The 19,103-nt window shown below is 74.9% G+C and carries 22 protein-coding genes; 6 read left to right on the top strand and 16 right to left on the bottom strand.

Features of this window, described 5'->3' with window-relative positions; translation table 11 throughout:
• Positions 1–21 precede the first annotated feature (21 nt).
• Entirely contained in the window at positions 22–156 is a 135-nt protein-coding gene (locus IEZ31_RS29275) for a flagellar basal body-associated FliL family protein (protein WP_268241698.1), read from the top strand.
• Positions 157–195: 39 nt separating this feature from the next.
• On the opposite strand, the gene IEZ31_RS29280 is transcribed toward IEZ31_RS29275, so the two are convergent.
• From IEZ31_RS29280 to IEZ31_RS29300, 5 genes are all read right to left on the bottom strand, one after another.
• The gene (locus IEZ31_RS29280) at positions 196–2,058 is read right to left on the bottom strand and encodes a ricin-type beta-trefoil lectin domain protein (RefSeq protein ID WP_190253235.1); all 1,863 of its coding nucleotides are present in this window, start codon (positions 2,056–2,058) and stop codon (positions 196–198) included.
• A gap of 152 nt (positions 2,059–2,210) precedes the next feature.
• Entirely contained in the window at positions 2,211–3,092 is an 882-nt protein-coding gene (locus IEZ31_RS29285; protein ID WP_190253236.1) for a Ppx/GppA phosphatase family protein, read from the bottom strand.
• A 107-nt stretch (positions 3,093–3,199) separates the two neighbouring features.
• A complete protein-coding gene (fusA, locus tag IEZ31_RS29290) occupies positions 3,200–5,182 on the bottom strand; it encodes an elongation factor G (protein WP_190253237.1) in 1,983 nt (660 codons plus the stop codon).
• A gap of 259 nt (positions 5,183–5,441) precedes the next feature.
• Complete coding sequence (locus IEZ31_RS29295) at positions 5,442–6,293, bottom strand: Rieske (2Fe-2S) protein (RefSeq protein WP_190253238.1); 852 nt, start codon at positions 6,291–6,293, stop codon at positions 5,442–5,444.
• Positions 6,238–7,122, bottom strand: a complete 885-nt coding sequence (locus IEZ31_RS29300) for an AraC family transcriptional regulator (protein ID WP_229835953.1) — start codon at positions 7,120–7,122, stop codon at positions 6,238–6,240. The genes IEZ31_RS29295 and IEZ31_RS29300 overlap by 56 nt, the downstream gene beginning before the upstream one ends.
• 56 nt (positions 7,123–7,178) lie before the next feature.
• Between IEZ31_RS29300 and IEZ31_RS29305 the strand changes: the two genes are divergently transcribed.
• Positions 7,179–7,736: a class I SAM-dependent methyltransferase gene (locus IEZ31_RS29305; protein ID WP_190253239.1), complete on the top strand. Its 558-nt coding sequence runs from the start codon at positions 7,179–7,181 to the stop codon at positions 7,734–7,736.
• 2 nt (positions 7,737–7,738) lie between these two features.
• On the opposite strand, the gene IEZ31_RS29310 is transcribed toward IEZ31_RS29305, so the two are convergent.
• On the bottom strand, positions 7,739–8,392 hold the full coding sequence (locus IEZ31_RS29310) for an SDR family NAD(P)-dependent oxidoreductase (protein WP_190253240.1): 654 nt from the start codon (positions 8,390–8,392) through the stop codon (positions 7,739–7,741).
• A gap of 183 nt (positions 8,393–8,575) precedes the next feature.
• Complete coding sequence (locus IEZ31_RS29315) at positions 8,576–8,800, bottom strand: hypothetical protein (protein WP_190253241.1); 225 nt, start codon at positions 8,798–8,800, stop codon at positions 8,576–8,578.
• 43 nt (positions 8,801–8,843) lie between these two features.
• Here IEZ31_RS29315 and IEZ31_RS29320 point away from each other — a divergent pair, with 43 nt between their 5' ends.
• Positions 8,844–9,671, top strand: a complete 828-nt coding sequence (locus IEZ31_RS29320) for an LLM class F420-dependent oxidoreductase (protein WP_190253242.1) — start codon at positions 8,844–8,846, stop codon at positions 9,669–9,671.
• On the top strand, positions 9,668–10,075 hold the full coding sequence (locus tag IEZ31_RS29325) for a TIGR03668 family PPOX class F420-dependent oxidoreductase (RefSeq protein WP_190253243.1): 408 nt from the start codon (positions 9,668–9,670) through the stop codon (positions 10,073–10,075). The genes IEZ31_RS29320 and IEZ31_RS29325 overlap by 4 nt, the downstream gene beginning before the upstream one ends.
• Here IEZ31_RS29325 and IEZ31_RS29330 read toward each other — a convergent pair whose 3' ends face one another.
• From IEZ31_RS29330 to IEZ31_RS29340, 3 genes are read right to left on the bottom strand one after another with little or no spacing between them, the layout of a single operon-like run.
• On the bottom strand, positions 10,076–10,723 hold the full coding sequence (locus IEZ31_RS29330; protein ID WP_190253244.1) for a response regulator: 648 nt from the start codon (positions 10,721–10,723) through the stop codon (positions 10,076–10,078).
• The gene (locus IEZ31_RS29335; RefSeq protein WP_190253245.1) at positions 10,720–12,657 is read right to left on the bottom strand and encodes a sensor histidine kinase; all 1,938 of its coding nucleotides are present in this window, start codon (positions 12,655–12,657) and stop codon (positions 10,720–10,722) included. The genes IEZ31_RS29330 and IEZ31_RS29335 overlap by 4 nt, the downstream gene beginning before the upstream one ends.
• Before the next feature lie 12 nt (positions 12,658–12,669).
• On the bottom strand, positions 12,670–13,323 hold the full coding sequence (locus IEZ31_RS29340; RefSeq protein WP_190253246.1) for a hypothetical protein: 654 nt from the start codon (positions 13,321–13,323) through the stop codon (positions 12,670–12,672).
• Positions 13,324–13,475: 152 nt separating this feature from the next.
• Here IEZ31_RS29340 and IEZ31_RS29345 point away from each other — a divergent pair, with 152 nt between their 5' ends.
• Complete coding sequence (locus IEZ31_RS29345) at positions 13,476–13,916, top strand: nuclear transport factor 2 family protein (protein WP_190253247.1); 441 nt, start codon at positions 13,476–13,478, stop codon at positions 13,914–13,916.
• On the top strand, positions 13,913–14,272 hold the full coding sequence (locus tag IEZ31_RS29350; protein WP_190253248.1) for a response regulator transcription factor: 360 nt from the start codon (positions 13,913–13,915) through the stop codon (positions 14,270–14,272). The genes IEZ31_RS29345 and IEZ31_RS29350 overlap by 4 nt, the downstream gene beginning before the upstream one ends.
• Positions 14,273–14,281: 9 nt before the next feature.
• On the opposite strand, the gene IEZ31_RS29355 is transcribed toward IEZ31_RS29350, so the two are convergent.
• From IEZ31_RS29355 to IEZ31_RS29380, 6 genes are all read right to left on the bottom strand, one after another.
• Positions 14,282–15,562, bottom strand: a complete 1,281-nt coding sequence (locus IEZ31_RS29355; protein ID WP_190253249.1) for an LLM class flavin-dependent oxidoreductase — start codon at positions 15,560–15,562, stop codon at positions 14,282–14,284.
• Position 15,563: 1 nt separating this feature from the next.
• The gene (locus tag IEZ31_RS29360; RefSeq protein ID WP_190253250.1) at positions 15,564–16,418 is read right to left on the bottom strand and encodes an LLM class flavin-dependent oxidoreductase; all 855 of its coding nucleotides are present in this window, start codon (positions 16,416–16,418) and stop codon (positions 15,564–15,566) included.
• Positions 16,415–17,827, bottom strand: a complete 1,413-nt coding sequence (locus IEZ31_RS29365) for an MFS transporter (protein ID WP_190253251.1) — start codon at positions 17,825–17,827, stop codon at positions 16,415–16,417. Before IEZ31_RS29365 ends, IEZ31_RS29360 begins: the two co-directional genes overlap by 4 nt.
• 351 nt (positions 17,828–18,178) lie before the next feature.
• Entirely contained in the window at positions 18,179–18,364 is a 186-nt protein-coding gene (locus IEZ31_RS59470; RefSeq protein WP_190253331.1) for a hypothetical protein, read from the bottom strand.
• A 64-nt stretch (positions 18,365–18,428) separates the two neighbouring features.
• Complete coding sequence (locus IEZ31_RS29375) at positions 18,429–18,923, bottom strand: flavin reductase family protein (RefSeq protein ID WP_190253252.1); 495 nt, start codon at positions 18,921–18,923, stop codon at positions 18,429–18,431.
• Positions 18,920–19,084: a hypothetical protein gene (locus IEZ31_RS29380; RefSeq protein ID WP_190253253.1), complete on the bottom strand. Its 165-nt coding sequence runs from the start codon at positions 19,082–19,084 to the stop codon at positions 18,920–18,922. The genes IEZ31_RS29375 and IEZ31_RS29380 overlap by 4 nt, the downstream gene beginning before the upstream one ends.
• Positions 19,085–19,103 lie beyond the last annotated feature (19 nt).

Here is a 19,103-nt window from a genome sequence, read left to right on the forward strand (position 1 = left end):
GATGAGTACAGCGGCCGGGACATGGCCGAGCTGATGTCCAACGGCGAGCGGGAGCGGACGAAGGCCGAGCTCAAGGAGAAGCTCGTGAAGGCCTACACGGAGGAGAAGAAGAAGCTCGTCATGGACGTGTACTTCACGACGTTCGTGATCCAGTAAGCACACCGGGGCCCCGCCGAGGCGGGGCCCCGAGGCACGTCAGGGCAGCGTCCAGCGCTGGTTCGCCGCACCGGTGCACGACCAGATCTGCAGCTGCGTCCCGTCCGCCGAGCTCGGCCCGGTCGCGTCGAGACACTTGCCGAGGGCCCGCAGCGAACCGTCCGCGGCAGCCGTCCACTGCTGCGCCGTCGTCCCGTTGCAGTCGTAGAGCTGCACCTTCGTCCCGTTCGCCGACGAGGCACCGGCGACGTCGAGGCACTTGCCCAGGGACCGCAGCGAGCCGTCCGAGGAGACCGTCCAGCGCTGGGCGTCGGTCCCGTTGCAGGTGTACAGCTGAATCTTCGCCCCATTGGCCGTCGACGCCCCGGCGACGTCCACGCACTTGCCGCCGTAGCCGGTGATCTGGCCCGTCCGGCCGGTCGGGGTGCCGCTGTCGGCGCCGGCCCACAGGTACGTGCCGACCGTCTTCGCCGGCAGCGTGCTGGTCACCTGCTGCGCGCCGACCCGCAGGGTGAACGCCTGGTTCGACCCCGTCTGGTTGACGACGACGGCGACGAGCGTGCCGTCGGGGTTGCGGAAGGCGACGTTGGTGACGGTGCCGGTCGAGCCGTAGCCGGTGGCCACCCGCTGGGCGCCGGGCCGCACGAACTTCGAGAACTGGGCGATGATGTTGTAGTCGGGCAGCGCCCAGAAGGTGTCCCGGTTCGAGGTGCTCTGCACGAGCATGGTCGGGTCGGGCGAGCCCGTCCACCGCTCGGGCGAACGGTTCTGGTCGAGCATGCTCACCCAGCCCTCGTAGAGGGTCGACCAGTTGCGGAAATACTGCACGATGCGGTCGGCTCCGGCGGTACCCCACACCGAACGCTCGGTCATGAGGACGTCCTTGTCCGGGTAGGACGCGTGCACCTGGGACATCGCCGTGGGTTCACCGGCGTAGTCGTGGAAGGCGATGCCGTCGACCGACGCGCGGGCGTCGGCGGTGAGCACCCCGGCGGCGTAGCTCGCGCCCTCGCTGAAGTTGTGGTCGAAGGCCCAGATCTTCGTCGCGCCGAGGCCGTTGTTCGTCAGCTCCGTGCGCAGCGCCTTGGCGAGCTGCCGCTCCTGGTCGGCGCTCACCAGCATGCCCGGGTAGTCGGGCGGCGAGAACAGCGGCTCGTTCTGCAGCGTGAGGCCGTGGATCGGGATGCCCTGGCCCTGGTACGCCTGGATCGCCCGCCGGTAGTAGGTGGCGAGCGTCGGGATGTACGAGCTGACAAGGCTCCCGCCGATGATGGCGTTGCTCGTCTTCATCCACGGCGGCGCCGACCACGCGCTGGCGAAGATCTTCAGGTCGGGGTTGACGGCGAGGGCCTGCCGCAGCGTGGCGACGATGTTCAGGTCGATGTCGCGCTGGATGGAGAAGCGCGACAGCGACGGGTCGGTCGCGCCGTCGTCGTACGTGTAGAAGGCGCCCGACGTGAAGTCGCTGGTGCCGAACGTGATCCGCACGACGCTGAAGCCGGCCCCGTTCACCGGGTCGACGAGTGCGCGCAGTGCGCGGTCGCGGGCCGCGGCGCTCATGCGGGACAGGTTGTAGACCGTGGACTCCTCCAGGGAGGAGCCGACGCCGAGGATCGTCTGGTAGCGGGTGTTCGTGTCGGCGGTGATGGTGGCGGTGCCGCCGGCCGCGGTGATCGGCAGGTCGGCCTGCCGGGACAGCTGGTACGGGGTGCCGGCCAGGCCGGTGGCCGGGTTGCTGTACCAGTTGGCGTTCTTCGGCTCGTAGCCGGCGGTGCGCGACTCCGAGCTCCAGTAGACCTGGACGGTGGTCGCGGCGGCGGTCGCCGGCTGCGCCGCCACGAGGGCGGGCAGGGCGATCGCGGCCACGGCGAGCAGCGTGGTCAGCGGTCGGGAACGGACCATGCGGGGCGCTCCTGGCGGGGAGGGAGGCTAACTTCGGGACTTGTACCAACCCTCGATGGAAGAAGCACCACTGTCAATGCCTTTGGTAAAGTTTCTGAACAGATAGCCGCCGGGCTGCGGGAACGCCCGCGCACATGCGTGCCCGGTCGGTCCTAGGCCTGGGCCAGCTCCGTGAGGCGGCGCAGGAGCAGGCCCTCGCGCAGCGCCCACGGGCAGACCTTGAGCGCCTCGACGCCGAGCGCGTCCATCGCCGCCTCGGCGATCACCGCGCCGGCGAGCAGCTGCCGGGCCCGGCTGGCCGCCACGCCGGGCAGCTTCGCCCGCTCCCGTGGGGTCATGCCGGCCAGCCGCGGCACCCAGGCGCGCAGCTTGCGCCGGGTGAGCCGCCGCCCGTCGCCGGCCACCCGGGCCAGCTGCTTGAACGTCTTCGAGGTGCCGACCACCAGGTCCGGCGACGAGACCTTCGGCAGGTCGCGCAGCGCGTGCCGGACCCGCCGGCGGACCTCCGCGACGGCGTCGCGGGAGGCCGGGTGGTGCGGGAGCAGCTGGCGGGTGAGCCGGCCGGCGCCGATCGGCAGCGAGACCGCCACGTCCGGACGCTCGCCGGCGCCGGCCGCGACCTCCATCGACATGCCGCCGATGTCGAGCAGCAGGAGATGGCCGGCGGCCGGCCCGAGGTAGCGCCGGACCGCGAGGAACGTCACGCGGGCCTCGTCCTCGCCGCTGAGCGAGCGCAGCTCGACCCCGGTGGCGTCGCGCACCCGGCGGCGGATCTCGGCGTTGTTCGTCGCGTCGCGGATGGTGGCCGTGGCGAGCGGGATGAGGTCGGCGACCGCCTGCTCGCGGGAGGCGGCGACGGTGCGGGCCACGGCGGCGACCAGCCGCTCGACGGCGTCGGGGCTGAGGGCGCCGTCCGGGGTGACGGACTCGGCGAGCAGCGTCGGCTCCTTGAGCCGGAACACCGGATCGAACGAGTCGTCGACCACCTGGAGGTGCGCCGAGTTCGATCCGACGTCCAGTACCGCCACTCGCATAAGGTCCTCCCCCGGAAGCCGACATTGTAAAGGCGGCCGGGTACCCGGCGCTGTCGCCCACGAAACACCCGGGGTGCACATGGCGCACCCCGGGTGTCTCCGTCGGGTCAGGCCGGCACGCTCGCGGGAGCGGGCGCGTACCCGGCCGGGCGGGTGGTGAACGTGCCCCGGCCCTGCGTCCGGCTGCGCAGCCGGGTCGCGTAGCCGAACAGCTCCGCGAGGGGCACCGTCGCCGTCAGCACGACGGTGCCGCCGCGGGCGTTCGACGCGGTGACCCGGCCCCGCCGGGCCGCGAGGTCGCCGAGCACGCCGCCGACGACGTCGTCGGGCACCGTGACGGTGGCCTCCACGACCGGCTCCAGCAGCGCCAGCTCGGCCTGCCGGAACGCCTGCTGCAGGGCAAGCCGGCCGGCGGTGCGGAACGCCAGCTCCGACGAGTCCTTCGGGTGCGTGGCCCCGTCGGTGAGCGTCACCCGCACGCCGGTCACCGGGTGGCCGCCGAGCGGGCCCTGGGTGAGCGCGTCGCGCAGGCCGGCCTCGACCGCGCGGACGTACTCCTTCGGCACCCGGCCACCGACCACAGTGGACCGGAACGCGAACTCGTCCTCCGACGGCTCGACGTCGATGACGACGTGGGCGTACTGCCCGGCCCCGCCCTCCTGCTTGACGTGCCGGTACAGCAGGCCGGTCACGCCGCGCACGACGGTCTCGCGGTACGCCACCTGCGGCCGGCCGACGTTGACCGACAGCCCGGTGCCCTGCCGGATCTTCTCCACCGCGACCTCCAAATGCAGCTCGCCGAGGCCGGACAGCACGGTCTGGCCGGTCTCGGGGTCGCTGCGCACGACGAGCGACGGGTCCTCGTCGACCAGCCGCGCGAGGGCGGTGGCGAGGCGGTCGGTGTCGGCGCGCACCCGCGCCTCGACCGCGACGGACACGACGGGCATCGCGGTCGTCGGCGGCTCCAGCACGACCGGGGCGTCGGGGGCGCACAGCGTCGCGCCGACGCGGGCGTGCTTGACCCCGACGACGGCGACGATGTCACCGGCCGACGCGCGGTCGACCTCGGTGTGCCGGTCGGCCTGGACGTGCAGGATCCGCCCGACGCGCTCGGTGCGCCGGGTGCCGGCGTCGAGCACGGCCGCCCCCTTCCCGATGGTGCCGGAGTACACGCGCAGGAACGTCAGCCGCCCGGTCGCGGCGGCATGCACCTTGAACACCAGCGCGGCGAACGGCGCGTCCGGGTCGACCCTGGCGACGTCCAGCGGCGACGGCAGGTACGCGACGACGGCGTCGAGCAGCGGCTCGATGCCCTTGTCGCGGTACGCCGAGCCGCACAGCACGACCACGGCCGAGCCGTCGAGCGTCAGCTCGCGCAGCGCGGCGCGCAGCGTCGCGTCGGTGAGCCGGCCGGTGCCGACGAACTCCTCCAGCGCGCCCGTGTGCAGCTCGGCGACGCGCTCCTCGAGCTCCCGCCGGGCGTTCTCGTCGGCGTCCGTCGCCGGAGACTCGCGAAGCGCGGGCTCCCAGGTGAGCCGCCGCATCCCGACGAGGTCCACGACACCGGCGAAGCCGTCCTCGCGCCCGATCGGCCGCTGGACGACGAGCGGCGTGACGTGCAGCCGGTCCCGGATCGACGCGACGGCCGCGTCGAGGTCGGCGCCGGTGCGGTCGAGCTTGTTGACGAACGCGATCCGCGGTACGCCGTAGCGGTCGGCCTGCCGCCACACCGACTCGCTCTGCGGCTCGACGCCGGCGACGCCGTCGAACACGGCGACCGCGCCGTCGAGGACGCGCAGGGACCGCTCGACCTCGTCGGCGAAGTCGACGTGGCCGGGCGTGTCGACGATGTTGAGGCGGTGCCCGGCCCAGGTGACGCTGACGGCCGCGGCGAAGATGGTGATGCCGCGGTCGCGCTCCTGGGCGTCGAAGTCGGTGACGGTGGTGCCGTCGTGGACCTCGCCCTGCTTGTAGGTGGCGCCGGTGGCGAACAGGATGCGTTCGGTGGTGGTGGTCTTGCCCGCGTCGACGTGGGCGAGGATGCCGAGGTTCCTGATGGTGCCCAGGTTGGTCTTCAGGTCGGTGCGCACGGTCCGATGAACCCTTCGAAAGGATTTTGGCCAGGACGGCGCGATTACGCCCGTGACCGCCTTTACTCAGGGGTCACGGACGACCCGGTGCCGCCGCGCGTGCGGGCACCGGGAGCGACGAAGACACGAGGATCACCTCGTGCTGCGAGCGGGGAACCACGACAGCGGTGCGGTAGCGCACGGCCGGCTCCCTCCACTCGACGCCTCGACTACGTCCAAGGTAACGATCACCCGCAAGTCGTTTATTCCAGCGCCCGGGTCAGGGCCTCGCCGCCTCCAGGCGGTCGTTGCGGATGCGGGTGCGCAGGATGGTCTGGTCGGACGACGCCGGGCCGCGCATCGCCCGGCCGTCGCGGAGGCGGTAGACGCTGCCGTGCCACGGGCACTGCACGCACGCGTCGCCGTCGATCTCCACCTGGGTGCCGTCGACGAGCGGGCCGCTGCGGTGGGCGCACCGTCCGATGAGGACGCTGAAGCGGTCGTCCTCGCGGTGCACCAGGACCGGGGTCTCGCCGAGCATGCGGGCCTCGAGGGCACCGGGCGGGTACGCGGCCGCCGGGCCGAGGTCGTGCCAGCCCTCCGGGACCAGGGGCAGGGCGGCGGCCGAGTGGTTGGCGCCCGCGTCCTGGCTGAACGACAGGTGCCCGCCGAGCATCGCCGAACCGCCCGCCACGCCAACGCCGGCGAGCGACAACCAGCGGCCGGTCGCGTGGCGGCCGCGCAGGCGGGCGACGATCGAGGACGCGATGAGACCGAGCGCGGCGGTGTTCGCGAGGGCGTGCACGACGGCGACCCGGCGTTGCTCGCGCGAGAGGGTGGTGAAGTCGGCGGTGCCGGTGACCGCGGCCGGCAGCGCGGCGGCGGTGCCGGCGACCAGCAGGGTGGTTGCCTCCCGGCGGGTGCCGGGGAGCAGGTCGAGCACCGTGGCGCTCAGCCAGGCCCCGAGCGGGAACTGCACCACGGCGGGGTGCAGCGGGTGGCCCAGCCAGCGGCCGTGCAGCGCGTCGCGCACCCCGTGGTTCGGCAGGACCGCCTCCGCCGCGGCCCGCGCCGGGTCACCGACGCGGTCGACGCTCCGGAACCGTTCGAGTCTGCTCAGCAAGGCGCGCATGCAGGGGCTCGTTCCCCGCCGCGACCGGTCGAAACGCCGCGGGACGCTGGTCGAAGTACGCCCCCGGCGGCGCGCCGAGCGCCTGGCGGAACGCGGCGATGAACGCGCTCGGCGTGCTGTATCCGACCCGGCGGGCGACCACGGCCACCGGCGTGCCGGCGGCGAGCAGCTGCAGCGCCGCCCGCAGCCGGGCGTTGGTGCGCCACCGCCCGAAGCTCAGCCCGGTCTCGGCGGCGAACGCCCGGGCGAGCGTCCGGCCGCTCGCGCCGACCGCCCGGCCCCAGGCGTCGAGGGAGCGCCCGTCGGCGGGCTCGGCGACGATGCCCTGCGCGACCCGCAGCGCCCGGTCGTCGGCCGGCAGCGGCACGGGCAGCGGGGTGGCGTGGACGGGCCGCAGCAGGTCGAGCAGCACCGCCTCGGCCCGCCGCCGGGCGTCCGCGGGCAGGTCGCGGCTCGCGAGGTGGGTGGCCAGTTCCCGCAGCAGCGGGGTGACGGCGACGACGGTCGGCTCGTTCCAGTCGTGCGGCGAGGCCAGCGCGCCCGCACCGCCGGCCGGGGCGTCCGGAGCCGGCGGCGGGGTCACGTAGACCGCGCGGAACACCGCCGGGCCGCCCGCCACGCCGCCGTCGACCGCGTGCGGCACCCCGGTCGGGATCCACAGCGCCCGGGTGGCCGGCAGCACCCAGACGCCGCCGGGCGTGCTGATGCGCACCACCCCGCTCACGGCCCAGGCCAGCTGGGGCACAGGGTGGCGGTGCTGGTCGAAGCGCGTCCCCGGGGTCATGGTGACGTCGCCGACCATGATCGCCGGATGTCCTGATCCCGACATCAGTTGGCAGCATAGCGGCTTCCGGCCATCGCCGGCCCGCGCCTACGGTGACTGGCATGAATCTGCTGCACAACCGGATCTGCCGGTCGGCGAAGTGGTTCCGCACGGTCGAGGACCAGGTCCTGCCGTGGGCGCTGCGCGGCGTCCCGCTCGGGCCGCGGGTGCTGGAGATCGGGCCCGGGTTCGGCGCGACCACCCGGGTGCTCGCCCGCGACGCGCCGGAGCTGACCGCGGTCGAGATCAACCCGAAGCTGGCGAGCCACCTGCGCCGGACGCTGCCGCCGAGCGTGAACGTGGTGGAGGGCGACGGCGCCGCGCTGCCGTTCCCGGACGGGGCGTTCGACACGGTCGTCTGCTGCACGATGCTGCACCACGTGCCGTCGGTGGAGCTGCAGGACCGGCTGCTCGCCGAGGCCCGGCGGGTGCTGGCCGGCGGCGGCGTGTTCGCCGGCTGCGACAGCCTGCCGTCGCCCCGGTTCCGCCTGCTGCACATCGCCGACACGATGGTGACGGTCGACCCGGCGACGTTCCCGGACCGGCTGCGCGCGGCCGGCTTCACGGACGTGAAGGTGTCCACAGTGGACAACCGCCGCCTGCGCTTCCGCGCCGCCTGAGCCTACCTCAGCGTCGCCCGCGTGACCGCGCGGATGACGCGGGCGGCGGCGGAGACGCGCCTGGGGTACGACATGACCGCCGGTCGCCGCCGGACGCACCGCATGAGGACCTCGACGGCCTCGTCCACCGGGATCATGAGCGGCTTGCTCGCGCCCTTGGCCATCTTGGTGTCCACGAAGCCGAACCGGACCGCGGTGACGGCCACCCCGCGCGGCCGCAGCGCGGCCCGCAGCCCGAGCAGATACGCGGTGAGCCCGGCCTTGGACGCCGCATACCCGGGCGCGTCCGGCGAGATGACGAGGTCGGCCAGGCTGGACAGCCCGATGAGGTGCCCGCGCCCGGCGGCCGCCATCGCCGGCACGACCGCCTCCACGGTCCGCGCGGCCCCGAGCAGGTTCACCTCGATCGCGCGGGTCTGGGCGGCCAGGTCGTCGAGGTCGAGCAGCTCCCCCACCCCGGCCGCGTAGACGCACAGGTCGACCGGATCGGCGGGAATCGCGGCCGTCACCACGTCGGCCGTCACGTGCGAGTACGACGCGTGGGTCAGCGGGCTGTCGCTGCGCGAGAGGCCGCACACCGTCCAGCCCTCGTCGAGCAGCCGCCGGGTGAACGCCAGCCCGATACCGTCGCTGTTGCCGATCACCAGAGCCCGCACGCCAAGAGCGTAGCGGCCGGCGCGGCGCGACCTCGTCCAGGTGCTGCAGCGGTCGTGCGCGGCCGGCTCGACGGCCTTGTGCCGCCACTCGGCGGCCCGGTGGACGCAGGCGATCAACCCGGTGGGGTGGACCCGGCGGAGGCCCGCGCCACGGCGGCCTCGTTGAGCTCGTAGGACGCTACCTCAGTCGCCCCGCTGGATCGCGTTGCGCGGCATGTGCAGCTTGTCGTCCGGGCCCGGCGCGTGGTCGTACGGCAGCTCCGGGTCGTCGGGCTCGCCGCCCAGCGTCGCGGAGGGAGTGCCGATGGCCGAGCCGTTCGGCGCGTCGTCCTCGTCGATCGTGTCGGCACCCGAGCGGCCGGGGGTGCCGGTGGTGCCCATGGTGTACCGCTCGTCGTTCTTGCGCATGTCGTCTGGTTACCCAGTCGGCCGCCGGGTAAGACACTGGATCGTGGACTTCGGCGTCGGATACTTCCCCACCCACAACGCGATGCTGCCCGGGCCGCTCGCGGCGCTCGTCGAGGAGCGCGGCCAGACCGCGCTGTTCTTCGCCGAGCACACCCACATCCCGGCCAGCCGGGACACGCCCTACGAGCGCGGGGAGCTGCCCCAGCGGTACTGGCACACCCTCGACCTCTTCGTGGCGCTCACCGCGGCGGCGGCCGCGACCCGCACGCTGCGCGTCGGCAGCGGCATCTGCCTGGTGATCGAGCGCGACCCGATCATCACTGCGAAGGAGGTCGCGTCGGTCGACGTGCTCTCCGGCGGCCGGTTCGAGTTCGGCGTGGGCGCCGGCTGGAACCGCGAGGAGATGCGCAACCACGGCACCGACCCGCGTTTGCGCATGGCCGTCATGCGGGAGCGGATCGAGGCGATGCGGGCCATCTGGCGCGACGACGAGGCGACGTACCACGGCAAGCACGTCTCGTTCGACCGCATCTGGTCGTGGCCGAAGCCGGTGCAGCGCCCGCACCCGCCGATCCTCGTCGGCGGCACCGGCCCGACGGTGCTGGACCGGGTGCTCGCGTTCGGCGACGCCTGGTTCCCCAACTACTCCCCCGACATGTTCCCGCGGGTCACGCAGCTGCGGGCCCGGGCCGAGCGCCCGATCGACGTGCAGGTGCTCAGTGCCCCGGCGGATCCGGCGGTACTGCAGCAGCTGCACGACGCCGGCGTGACGCGCGCGAGCCACTGGCTGCCCTCCGGCCCGCGCTCGACGGTGGAGCGCGCACTGGACGGGTGGGAGGCGGCGATCGCGACCTTCGCCGGCGAGGGATGACCCTGTCCGCGGAGGAGGCGCGGCGCCGCTTCACGGCGGCGCGGGTGGCCCGGCTGGCGACGGTCTCGCCGGCCGGCCGCCCGCACGTCGTCCCGATCGTGTTCGCGGTGGCGGGCGACGTGGTGTACCACGGCGTCGACGCCAAGCCGAAGCGGCACACGACCCTGCGCCGGGTGACCAACCTGGCCGCGAACCCGCGGGCGGCGCTACTGGTCGACCACTACGACGACGACTGGTCCCGGCTGTGGTGGGTCCGGGCCGACGGCGTGGCCCGCGAGGTCGACCCGGCCGGCGAGGAGGGCGTCGCCGCGCTGGCCCGGCTGGCCGACCGCTACCCCGCCTTCCGCCTGACGGGGACCCTCCTGGCGATCGACGTCGAGTCCTGGACCGGCTGGTCGGCCTGATCAGGCGTCCGGCAGGCCCGCGTCGCGGGCGATCACGATCGCCTGGGCCCGGTCGGCCACCTGCAGCTTGGCGAAGATGTTCGAGACGTGGTTGCGGACCGTCTTCTGGCTCAGGCCGAGCCGCTCGGCGATCTGCGGGTTCGTCAGGTGGCGGGCGACCAGGGCGAGGATCTGCCGCTCGCGCTGGGTGAGCTCCGGGAACGGGTCCGGTGCGGAGCGGTCCAGACCGGCGAAGTAGCCCATGAGCCGGCCGGCGATCGCCGGGCCGAAGATCGCCTCGCCCTCGGCGACAACGGTGATCGAGCGGACGAGCTCCGCCCGGCGGGCGCCCTTGAGCACGTAGCCGCGGGCCCCCGCGCGCAGCGCGGCGAACACCGAGTCGTCGTCGTCCGCCATGCTCAGCACCAGCACGCGCACGTGCGGGGTCGTCGCCACGATCCGCTCGGTGGCGGCGATCCCGCCCATGCCCGGCATCGCCAGGTCGAGCAGCACCACGTCCGGGTGCAGCCGGGCGACCGCGGCGATCGCCTCCTCCCCGCCGGCCGCCTCGCCGCACACCTCGATCTCCGGCGCGGTCGACAGCAGCGCCCGCAGGCCGGCCCGGAACTGGTCGTGGTCGTCGACGATGAGGACCCGCACGGCGCTCACCGGGCACCGCCCAGCGGCAGCCGCGCGGTCACGCTGGTGCCCTCCCCGGTCGCCGAGACCGACCAGTCGCCGCCCAGCTCGGCGGCCCGTTCGCGCATCGAGTGCATGCCCACCCCCGGGGTCGCGGATCCGGCGCCGCGGCCGTCGTCGTTCACGGACAGTGTGAGGGCGTCGCCGCCGACCGCGACAGTGACCCGCACGGTGGTCGCCCCGGCGTGGCGGCGGGCGTTGGCGAGGGCCTCGACGGCGATGCGGTACGCGGCCACCTCGGTCGCCGCCGGCAGGTCGACCGGCGAGGAGGGCGCGTCCACGACGACCCGCGGGCCGGACGGCCACGACGCCACGTGCGCCCGGATCGCGCCGACCAGGCCGAGGGTGTCCAGCGCCGGCGGGCGCAGCCCCTCGATGATGCGCCGCACGTCGGCGAGGGCGGTCTGGGTGTCGGCGACGATCTCCTCCAGCAGGCGCTGGGCCGCGTCGCCGCCGACCTCCTGGGCCGCCTCGGCCCGCATGGTGAGCGCGGCGAGGGTCGGGCCGAGCCCGTCGTGCAGGTCGCGGCGCAGCCGGCGGCGCTCCTCCTCGCGGGCCAGGACGAGCTGCTCGCGGGAGCGCTGGAGGTCGGCCGAGTACCGCACCGCCTGCACCGCGACGCCGAGGTGGCGGGCCAGGTCGCCGAGCAGCCGCAGGTCGCGGGGGCCGAGCGTGGCCTCGCCGGGGCGCGGGCCGAGCAGCAGCTCACCGACCGGCTCGCCGCCGGCGACGAGCGGCAGGACGACCGGGTCGGCGGGGCGCCGGCCGAGCTCGTAGGAGCGGCCGCCGGAGACCTGGATCCCGACGTACGACAGCTGCAACGCCTCCCGGACGGTGACCGTGCCGGCGGCGAGGATCGCGCCCGGGTCGGGGACCGTCGCCAGGCGCTCGCCGAGCCGGGCGAGGACGGTGTAGGGGTCGTCGCGCTCGCCGTACACGAGAAGGTTCACCCTCCGCTGGACCCACTGGCGCAGCGCGCCGAAGACGAGCGCGGCGGCCACGGCGGCGACCACCGACGAGGCGCCGAGGACGCCGACGACGAGCAGGTAGGCGGCGGCGACCGCGGCGGACAGGGCGACGAACACCGCGGTACGGCTGATGAGCAGGTCGATGTCGAACAGCCGGTGGCGCAGGACGGCGATCCCGATGCCGGCCGGGATGAGCGCGCTGGCCAGCCCGCCGGCGAGGTTCCACGGCGAGCCCCCGGCCGGCCAGATCCGGCCCGGGTCGGCGTCGAGCAGCCCGACGGCGAGGCGGACCACGACCACGAGGGCGACCAGGCCGACCGGGTAGGCCAGCCAGCGGGCCTGCGCCCCGGCGACCCCGGCCCGGCGCCGGGCCCGCCACCCGACGGCCGCGGCGCCGGCGACGAAGCACACTCCGGCGGCGGCCGTGAACAGCGCCTCGACGACCGGGGCGACGCCGCCGAACGCGGCCACGCCGAGCGGGTTCGCCGGTGCGGCCGGGCCGACCTGGTCGTTGACGCCGGGGCGCAGCGCGCCGGTGACCGCGGCGACCGCGGCCAGGCCGAGCAGGACCGCGACGGCCGGCCGGGCGCGCGGCGCGAGCCGGCCGTCGGGGAAGTACAGCGGGACGAGCGCGAGCCCGAGGTTGGCCGGCACCCACAGCCACGTCTGCGGCCAGGCGAGCGCGGCGCCGGCCCACCGGGTCGCGGCCTGCCCGCAGGCCTCCTGCAGCGCGAACGAGAACGCGCTGCCGAGCAGCAGCGGGCCGACCGCGTTGCCGGGCCGGCGCCGGGTGAGCAGGCCGCCGGTGACCGCGCAGGCGGCCACCGCCGGCAGGTGGCCGAGGTCGCCGAGGGTCGCCCCGTTGCCGGCCGCCAGCCAGCCGCCGGCCACGGCCAGGGCCAGCGTCAGCGCCGCGAGCGGCCAGGCGATCCTCATGATCCTCAGACCTTATGCGGTCGGCGCTGGGCGGCGGCCGCCGAACGTGAACGCCAGGCCGGCGACGATGACCCAGAGCCCGCCGGGGAACAGCGCCGCGTACTGGGCCGGGTACGCCTGGGTGGCGAACACGAGCAGGCCGAGCAGGGTGCTCACCAGCGCCAGCCACTTGGCGACCGAGCCGTGCCGGAACCCGCCGGCCGCGACGGCGAGCGCCGCCACCCCGGCGCCGGTCCACACCCAGGCGATCGTGTTGTAGATCTCCACCATCGCGGCGATCGTGTCCGGGTCCCAGCGGTCCGGCTCGCCGAGGGCCCAGTACAGCTCGGTGCTCATGCCGCCGCCGACGACCAGGGCCGCCGCGACGAGGCCGAGGCCGGTGGCGGCGACGCCGGGCACGAGGCTGCCGGCGGGCTCCTGCGCGGCGAGGTGCCGGCGCAGCCCGGCGGCGAAGACCAGCAGGAGCGCGGCCGCGGCGGCGCTGACCGCCTGGTACAGCCACACGTAGTTGCGCCGGCCGGCGATCTCGGCCACGACCAGCGCGTTGTCCTTGATGCCGTCGCCGACGGCCGAGGTGAGCTCGGCGCCCACGAAGAGCCCGACGAGGCCGATGAGTCCGCCCAGGGCGCCGCAGAGGGCCCAGGTGCGCGAGGGTGTTGTCGTCATGGCCGAAACGGTGCCGTCCGACCGACCCGGGCCGGACCGTCCGGGCATCCCACCCGGCCGGGAGGAATGTCCCGGTGACCCGGGACCCCCCGGGTGCACCGGCACCGCGTCGCGGTTGCCGGGCGCCCGGCGGCCGGGGAACCCTGGACGGCATGGAGCCGTTCACCCTCGCCACCGCGACCGCGAAGGTCCAGTCCGCCGAGGACGCCTGGAACACCCGCGACCCCGAGCGGGTGTCCCTCGGCTACACCCCGGACTCGCGATGGCGCAACCGGGACACGTTCCTGACCGGCCGGGACGCGATCGTGGCGTTCCTGCGCGACAAGTGGTCCCGCGAGCTGGACTACGCGCTGCGCAAGAGCCTGTGGACGTTCGGCGGCGACCACATCGCGGTCCGCTTCCAGTACGAGTGCCGTGACGCGGCCGGCCAGTGGTGGCGCAGCTACGGCAACGAGCTGTGGGAGTTCGCCGACGACGGCCTGATGCGCCGCCGCGAGGCGAGCATCAACGACGTGCGCATCGCCGAGGCGGACCGCCGTCTCTTCGGCCCCCGCCCGCCCGAGGAGCACGGCCGCGACATCCCGCTGCGGTGACGCCGGTCTCGGGCGCCGGTGGGCCTGTCGTCGCGGTGATCATCGAGGGCGCCCGCCCCGTCGTGGTCAGCGACGTCATCGCCGGCGCGCACGGCCTGACCGCCCGCGAGCGCGACGTGACCGGGCTGGCCGCGCTGGGCCGCAGCACCCGGCAGATCGCGAACGAGCTGGGCATCTCGCCGTTCACGGTCGCCGACCACCTCAAGTCGGTCTTCGCGAAGGTCGGCGTGCGGAGCCGCAGCGAACTGGTGGCCGCGATCTACCACCGCCACTACGAACCGAGGGCGGACGAGGGCGCCCACCCCGGCCCGTACGGCTGGTATCTGGACCAGAACGTCGTCTCGCCGGCGGTGTAGGCCCCGCCGTCAGCTCGGTGGCGGCAGTTCGAGGTGCTCGCGGAGGGTGGTGCCCTCGTAGGCGGTGCGGTACACGCCGCGCGACTGCAGCTCGGGGACCAGGCGGTCGACGACGTCCTCCGCCGTGCCGGGCAGCTGCTGGGGCAGCAGGTTGAAGCCGTCCACCGCGCGGTCGCGCACGTAGCGGGCCCACTCGTCGGCGACCTGGCCGGGGGTGCCGACGAACGCGGTGTGGTTCGGGGTCACCTCGATCACCAGGTCGCGGATCGACCAGCCGTTGGCGGCCGCCTGCTCCCGCCACTGGCGGACCCGGTCGAGCTTGCCGGTGCGCAGCCCGATCGGGATCGTGCCGCGCGACGGGTCGAGCTCGCCCTCGGCCGGCTCGATGTCGGGTAGCGGCCCGTCGGGGTCGTAGCCGGTGAGGTCCTTGCCCCAGTACTGCTCCAGGAACGCGATCGCGCGGGGGCCGGTGGTCTGCTCGCGGCGGATCCAGCGGGCCTTCTCGTCGGCCTCGGCCGGCGTGTCGCCGAGCACGACCGAGGCGCCGGGCAGGATGCGCACGGCGTCGGGCGAGCGGCCGTGGCCGGCGAGGCGCCGCCGCAGGTCCGCCGCGTACTCGACGGCCTTGTCGTAGTCGGTGTTGGCCGAGAACACCACGTCGGCGTGCCGCGCCGCCAGGTCGCGGCCGCCGGGCGAGTCGCCGGCCTGGAAGATGACGGGCCGCGTGCCGGCCACGGTACCGCGGGCCCGGACGTCGACGAGGTCGGTGTGCTCGTCGACGGGGTCGCCGCGCCACAGCGCCTTGGCGGCGGCCACGAACGCGGCCGCCCGCTCGTAGCGCCGCTCGTGCGGCAGCCAGCCGCCCTGCCGGAAGTTCTCGCCGGTCCACGCGTTGTCGGTGGTGACGACGTTCCACCCGGCCCGCCCGCCGGAGACGCGGTCGAGCGACGCGAGCCGCCGGGCGAGGTCGGCCGGGAAGTTGTACGTCGTGTTCTGCGTGGCGACGAGCCCGATGTGCGTGGTCTCGGCGGCGAGGGCGGCGAGCTGGGTGATCGCGTCGGGCCGCCCGGCGACGTCGAGGTCGTGGACCCGGCCGCGGTTCTCCCGCACGCGCAGGCCCTCGCCGAGGAAGAACGCGTCGAACAGCCCCCGTTCGAGGGTCCGGGCGACACCGACGAACGTGTCGATGTGGGTGTGGTCGGCGGCGCCGGGCTCGGTCCAGAGCAGGTTCGGCCCGACGCCGGTGAAGAAGACGCCGAGGTGCAGTCTGGGGCTTCGGTCAAGGCTCATGTCAGGCCTCCTGAAAAGCGTTGACGGGGCGGGGCAGGCCGAGCGTGTCGCGCAGGGTCGGCCCGGCGACGGGCCGGCCGGGGGCGAGTGCCACGATCGCCGTGAGCTCGTCGAGCGACTGCGGGTGCAGCCGCACGCCGTCGACCACGCCGCCCAGCTCCCGCAGTCGCGCCGGGTCGGAGCGCAGTTCGGCGAAGACCAGCGGGCCGGGCTCGACCGCCGCCGCGGGGTCCTCGACCAGCACGACGTCGGCGAGCGCGTCGAGGCCGAGCGTGTGCGGGACGATGACGACGACCTGGCCCTGCGGCGGCCGGGGCGTGATGAGCGGTCCCGCGACGGAGAACGTGGCGCCCTCGAAGTTCACGTGGTGGACCCGGTCGGCGTCGAGGAACCGGCCGGTCGCCACGTCGCGGACGATCGCGTCGTCCTCCCACGAGTCCCAGAGCAGCCGGGCGACGCGGATGACGTCCTCGGCCTCGCGGCGCAGCCCGGCCGCGTCGAGCGGGGTCCGCCCGACGGTCGCGAGCTCGTCGGCGCCGTTGGGCGCGGCGACGAGCCAGGCGGCCCGGCCGCCCGAGGCGTGGTCGAGGCTGGCCAGCTGGGTGGCCAGGTGGAACGGTTCGGTGGTGGTGACCGGCAGCGCCGGGGCGAGCCCGATCCGACCGGTGCGCCGGGACAGGTACGCGGCCCGCACCCCGGCCTCGATCCGCTCCTCCCCCGACGGGAGCGGCAGCGGCGAGTCGGCGAGGGTGACGAGGGCGAAGCCGGCGGCCTCGGCGGCCCCGGCGGCGGCCGGCAGGTCGGCGAACGGGACGCCGTCGAGCTCGACGGCCAGGTGCAGCGGTGGTGCGCTCATGCGGTGGACCTCCGGGTGGACAGGCCGTCGGTGACGGCGCGCGGTGACAGGCCGTCCGCGACCGCGAACAGCAGCGACAGCAACACAAGGGCCAGGCACAGGAGGGTGCCGTGGGTCAGCGCCGCGCGGTACGACGGGAGCAACCCGGCCTGCGCGGTGTGCAGGAAGATGCCGGTGACCGCCGCGATGCTCACGCTGGCCGCGAGCCGCTGGGACAGCTGGAGCATCGCGGCGCTGAGCCCGCCGGCGCCGGGCGGGGCGTGGGTGAGGGTCAGCGCCTGGTTGGGCGCGTTGACGAGGCCGCCGGCGGCGCCGGTGACGAGCTGGCTCAGGCCGAGCGCGACGACGACCCCGCCGGTGGGCAGCAGCGTGGTGGCGGCGGCCGCGGCGGCGATGCTGACGGCGGCGACGGCGAGGGCGGCCGAGACGCCGAGACGCCCGTACCGGCTGACGAGCCGGTGGCTGGCCGTCGACGAGGCGGCGAACCCGACCGCGCCGGGCAGCGAGAGGGCCGCGGCGGCGAGCGGCGACAGCCCGAGCCCGTCCTGCAGGAACAGCGCGATGACCAGGTTGAGGGCGAGCGCGGCGCCGAAGTAGCACATGGCGACGAGCGTGCCGAGCACGAACCCGCGGCTGCGGGTGAGCGCCGGCAGCAGCAGCGCGGTCCGCCCGCGGGCGGTGTAGCGCCGCTCCCACGCGACGAGCGCCCCGACCCCGGCCACGGCGGCGGCCGCCCACCACCAGCCGCCGGACACACCGACGAGCGGCAGCAGCACGGCGAGGGTGGCGGCGGCGAGCAGCAGGAGCCCGGGCAGGTCGAGCTGGGTGCGGCGCCGGTCGGGAAGCTCCTCCGGCAGGAGTTTCAGCGCCAGCGGTACCGTGGCGAGCGCGAACGGCAGGTTGAGCAGGAGCACCAGGCGCCAGCCCGGGTCGGCCCCGGCCAGGTGCAGGATGACCCCGCCGACGGGCGGCCCGACGGAGGCGGCGACCCCGCCCACGACCGCGTACGCACCGAGCGCCCGGGCCCGCTCGGTGCCGGTGAACAGGTCCTGGAACAGCCCGATGATCTGCGGGTTGACCACGCCGGCCCCGGCCCCTTGGACGAGCCGGGCCGCGGCGACGAGCCAGGCGCTGCCGGCGAGCGCGGCGACGACCCCGCCGAGGGCGAACACGACGAGCCCACCGGCGAAGAGCGTGCGCCGCCCGTACATGTCGCCGAGCCGCCCGGCGGGGACGAGCGCGAGCCCGAACGTGAGCGAGTACCCCGCCATGATCCACTGCAGCGCCGCGTCCCCGGCGTGCAGCGACCCGCGCAGGGCGGGCATGGCGACGTTGAGCACGGACTGGTCGAGCAGGGTGGTGAACCCGGCGGCCAGGCAGGCCCCCACGATCAGGCGGTGCGCGCTCAACGATGACCATCCTGCCCACTATTCCGATGTGCTCAATAGGATTTTGCCCGCCCGCCGGCCGCCCCGGCCACCCCCGGCCGCCCCGAAATCTTGTATTTCCCATCTCACTCATAGAGAAGACTCCGCAGGACGGCCCGGCGGTGCCGGTCGTGGGCCCCCTCCGGCGCCGGCGGCCGGCCAGACGGCGCTGGGCAAGGAGACGCCGGCCGGCTACGGCCCGCTGTCCGGCGGCCCGGCCGCCGACGACGATGCGGCTGCGGGCCACGGCCGACGCGGCGGCCGACGCCGCACGTGCGGCGGCTGAGGTGCCGCGGCCCGGTGTGGGTCACCAGCTCGCCGGTGCCGACCACCTCACCGAGCGACTTCGCGGCGAGCACCCCGCGCGCCCATGAGCGTGCGCTGGACGGTGTCGAGCGCGATCCACCGGTTGCGGACGAGGACCTGACCGGGCCCGGGCTCCGGTGTGCCGGACGCGTGCACGAGGAGGTCGGCCAGGGTGGGTGGCCCCGCGACGGGCGCGGCGAGCCGGACGTCGATGTTCGTCGCGCCCGGACGCTAAACCCTGAGCCGCGGGTCAAGGTCAAGCCCGGGTGCCCGACCGTCAGGCGGCGCGGTGCAGGCGGCCGAAGGTGCTCTGGTGGAAGACCAGTGGGGGGACCGTGCGGTCGGCGTCCAGGTCGTGGACCCGCAGCAGGACGATGTCGTGGTCGCCGGCGGGGATCTCGTGCTCGATCGTGCAGTCCAGCCAGGCGCAGGCGCCGTCCAGGACGATCTCGCCGCCGCGGCTCGCGCGCCAGGTCGCGCCCGCGAAGCGGTCGCCCGAGCGGGCGCTGAGCTGGCGGCCCAGGTGCTCCTGGTGGGCGCCGAGGACGCTGACGCCCAGCCGGTCGGCGCGGCGCAGCACGGGCCACGTCGTCGAGGTGTGGGCGATGCAGACGGAGACGAGCGGCGGGTCGAGCGACACCGACGTGAACGAGCTCGCGGCCAACCCGACCGGCTCCCCGTCCACGAGAGCGGCGATGGCCGTCACGCCGGTCGGGAACGCGCCGAAGACGCGGCGCAGCTCGGTGGGGTGCAGCACGGCGCGCATGGTCATCGCGCAAACCTGCCTTCCGTCGCGGTGGTGGAGATCCGGCGCAGGGCCAGCTCGGGGGCCAGCTCGGCCCAGACCTGCGGCTCGGGCGGCGCGCCGGCGCCGAGGCCGGCGAGCCGGTGCGCGAGCGTGGCCGCGCGGTGCAGCAGTCGCCTCAGGTACACGAGACGAGTCTATCATTAA

This window comes from Dactylosporangium sucinum (assembly GCF_014647515.1).
In the GTDB taxonomy this organism is placed as follows: domain Bacteria; phylum Actinomycetota; class Actinomycetes; order Mycobacteriales; family Micromonosporaceae; genus Dactylosporangium; species Dactylosporangium sucinum.

Bases quoted from the DNA above. Each gene is read 5' to 3' on its own strand.
- IEZ31_RS29315 (WP_190253241.1), bottom strand. From the start codon at position 8,800: ATGCGCAAGAACGACGAGCGGTACACCATGGGCACCACCGGCACCCCC.
- IEZ31_RS29300 (WP_229835953.1), bottom strand. From the start codon at position 7,122: ATGTCGGGATCAGGACATCCGGCGATCATGGTCGGCGACGTCACCATG.
- IEZ31_RS29360 (WP_190253250.1), bottom strand. From the start codon at position 16,418: ATGAGCGCACCACCGCTGCACCTGGCCGTCGAGCTCGACGGCGTCCCG.
- IEZ31_RS29295 (WP_190253238.1), bottom strand. From the start codon at position 6,293: ATGCGCGCCTTGCTGAGCAGACTCGAACGGTTCCGGAGCGTCGACCGC.
- IEZ31_RS29375 (WP_190253252.1), bottom strand. From the start codon at position 18,923: ATGACCATGCGCGCCGTGCTGCACCCCACCGAGCTGCGCCGCGTCTTC.
- IEZ31_RS29345 (WP_190253247.1), top strand. From the start codon at position 13,476: ATGGAGCCGTTCACCCTCGCCACCGCGACCGCGAAGGTCCAGTCCGCC.
- IEZ31_RS29335 (WP_190253245.1), bottom strand. From the start codon at position 12,657: ATGAGGATCGCCTGGCCGCTCGCGGCGCTGACGCTGGCCCTGGCCGTG.
- IEZ31_RS29280 (WP_190253235.1), bottom strand. From the start codon at position 2,058: ATGGTCCGTTCCCGACCGCTGACCACGCTGCTCGCCGTGGCCGCGATC.
- IEZ31_RS29285 (WP_190253236.1), bottom strand. From the start codon at position 3,092: ATGCGAGTGGCGGTACTGGACGTCGGATCGAACTCGGCGCACCTCCAG.
- IEZ31_RS29305 (WP_190253239.1), top strand. From the start codon at position 7,179: ATGAATCTGCTGCACAACCGGATCTGCCGGTCGGCGAAGTGGTTCCGC.
- IEZ31_RS29325 (WP_190253243.1), top strand. From the start codon at position 9,668: ATGACCCTGTCCGCGGAGGAGGCGCGGCGCCGCTTCACGGCGGCGCGG.
- IEZ31_RS29355 (WP_190253249.1), bottom strand. From the start codon at position 15,562: ATGAGCCTTGACCGAAGCCCCAGACTGCACCTCGGCGTCTTCTTCACC.
- IEZ31_RS29340 (WP_190253246.1), bottom strand. From the start codon at position 13,323: ATGACGACAACACCCTCGCGCACCTGGGCCCTCTGCGGCGCCCTGGGC.
- IEZ31_RS29275 (WP_268241698.1), top strand. From the start codon at position 22: ATGGCCGAGCTGATGTCCAACGGCGAGCGGGAGCGGACGAAGGCCGAG.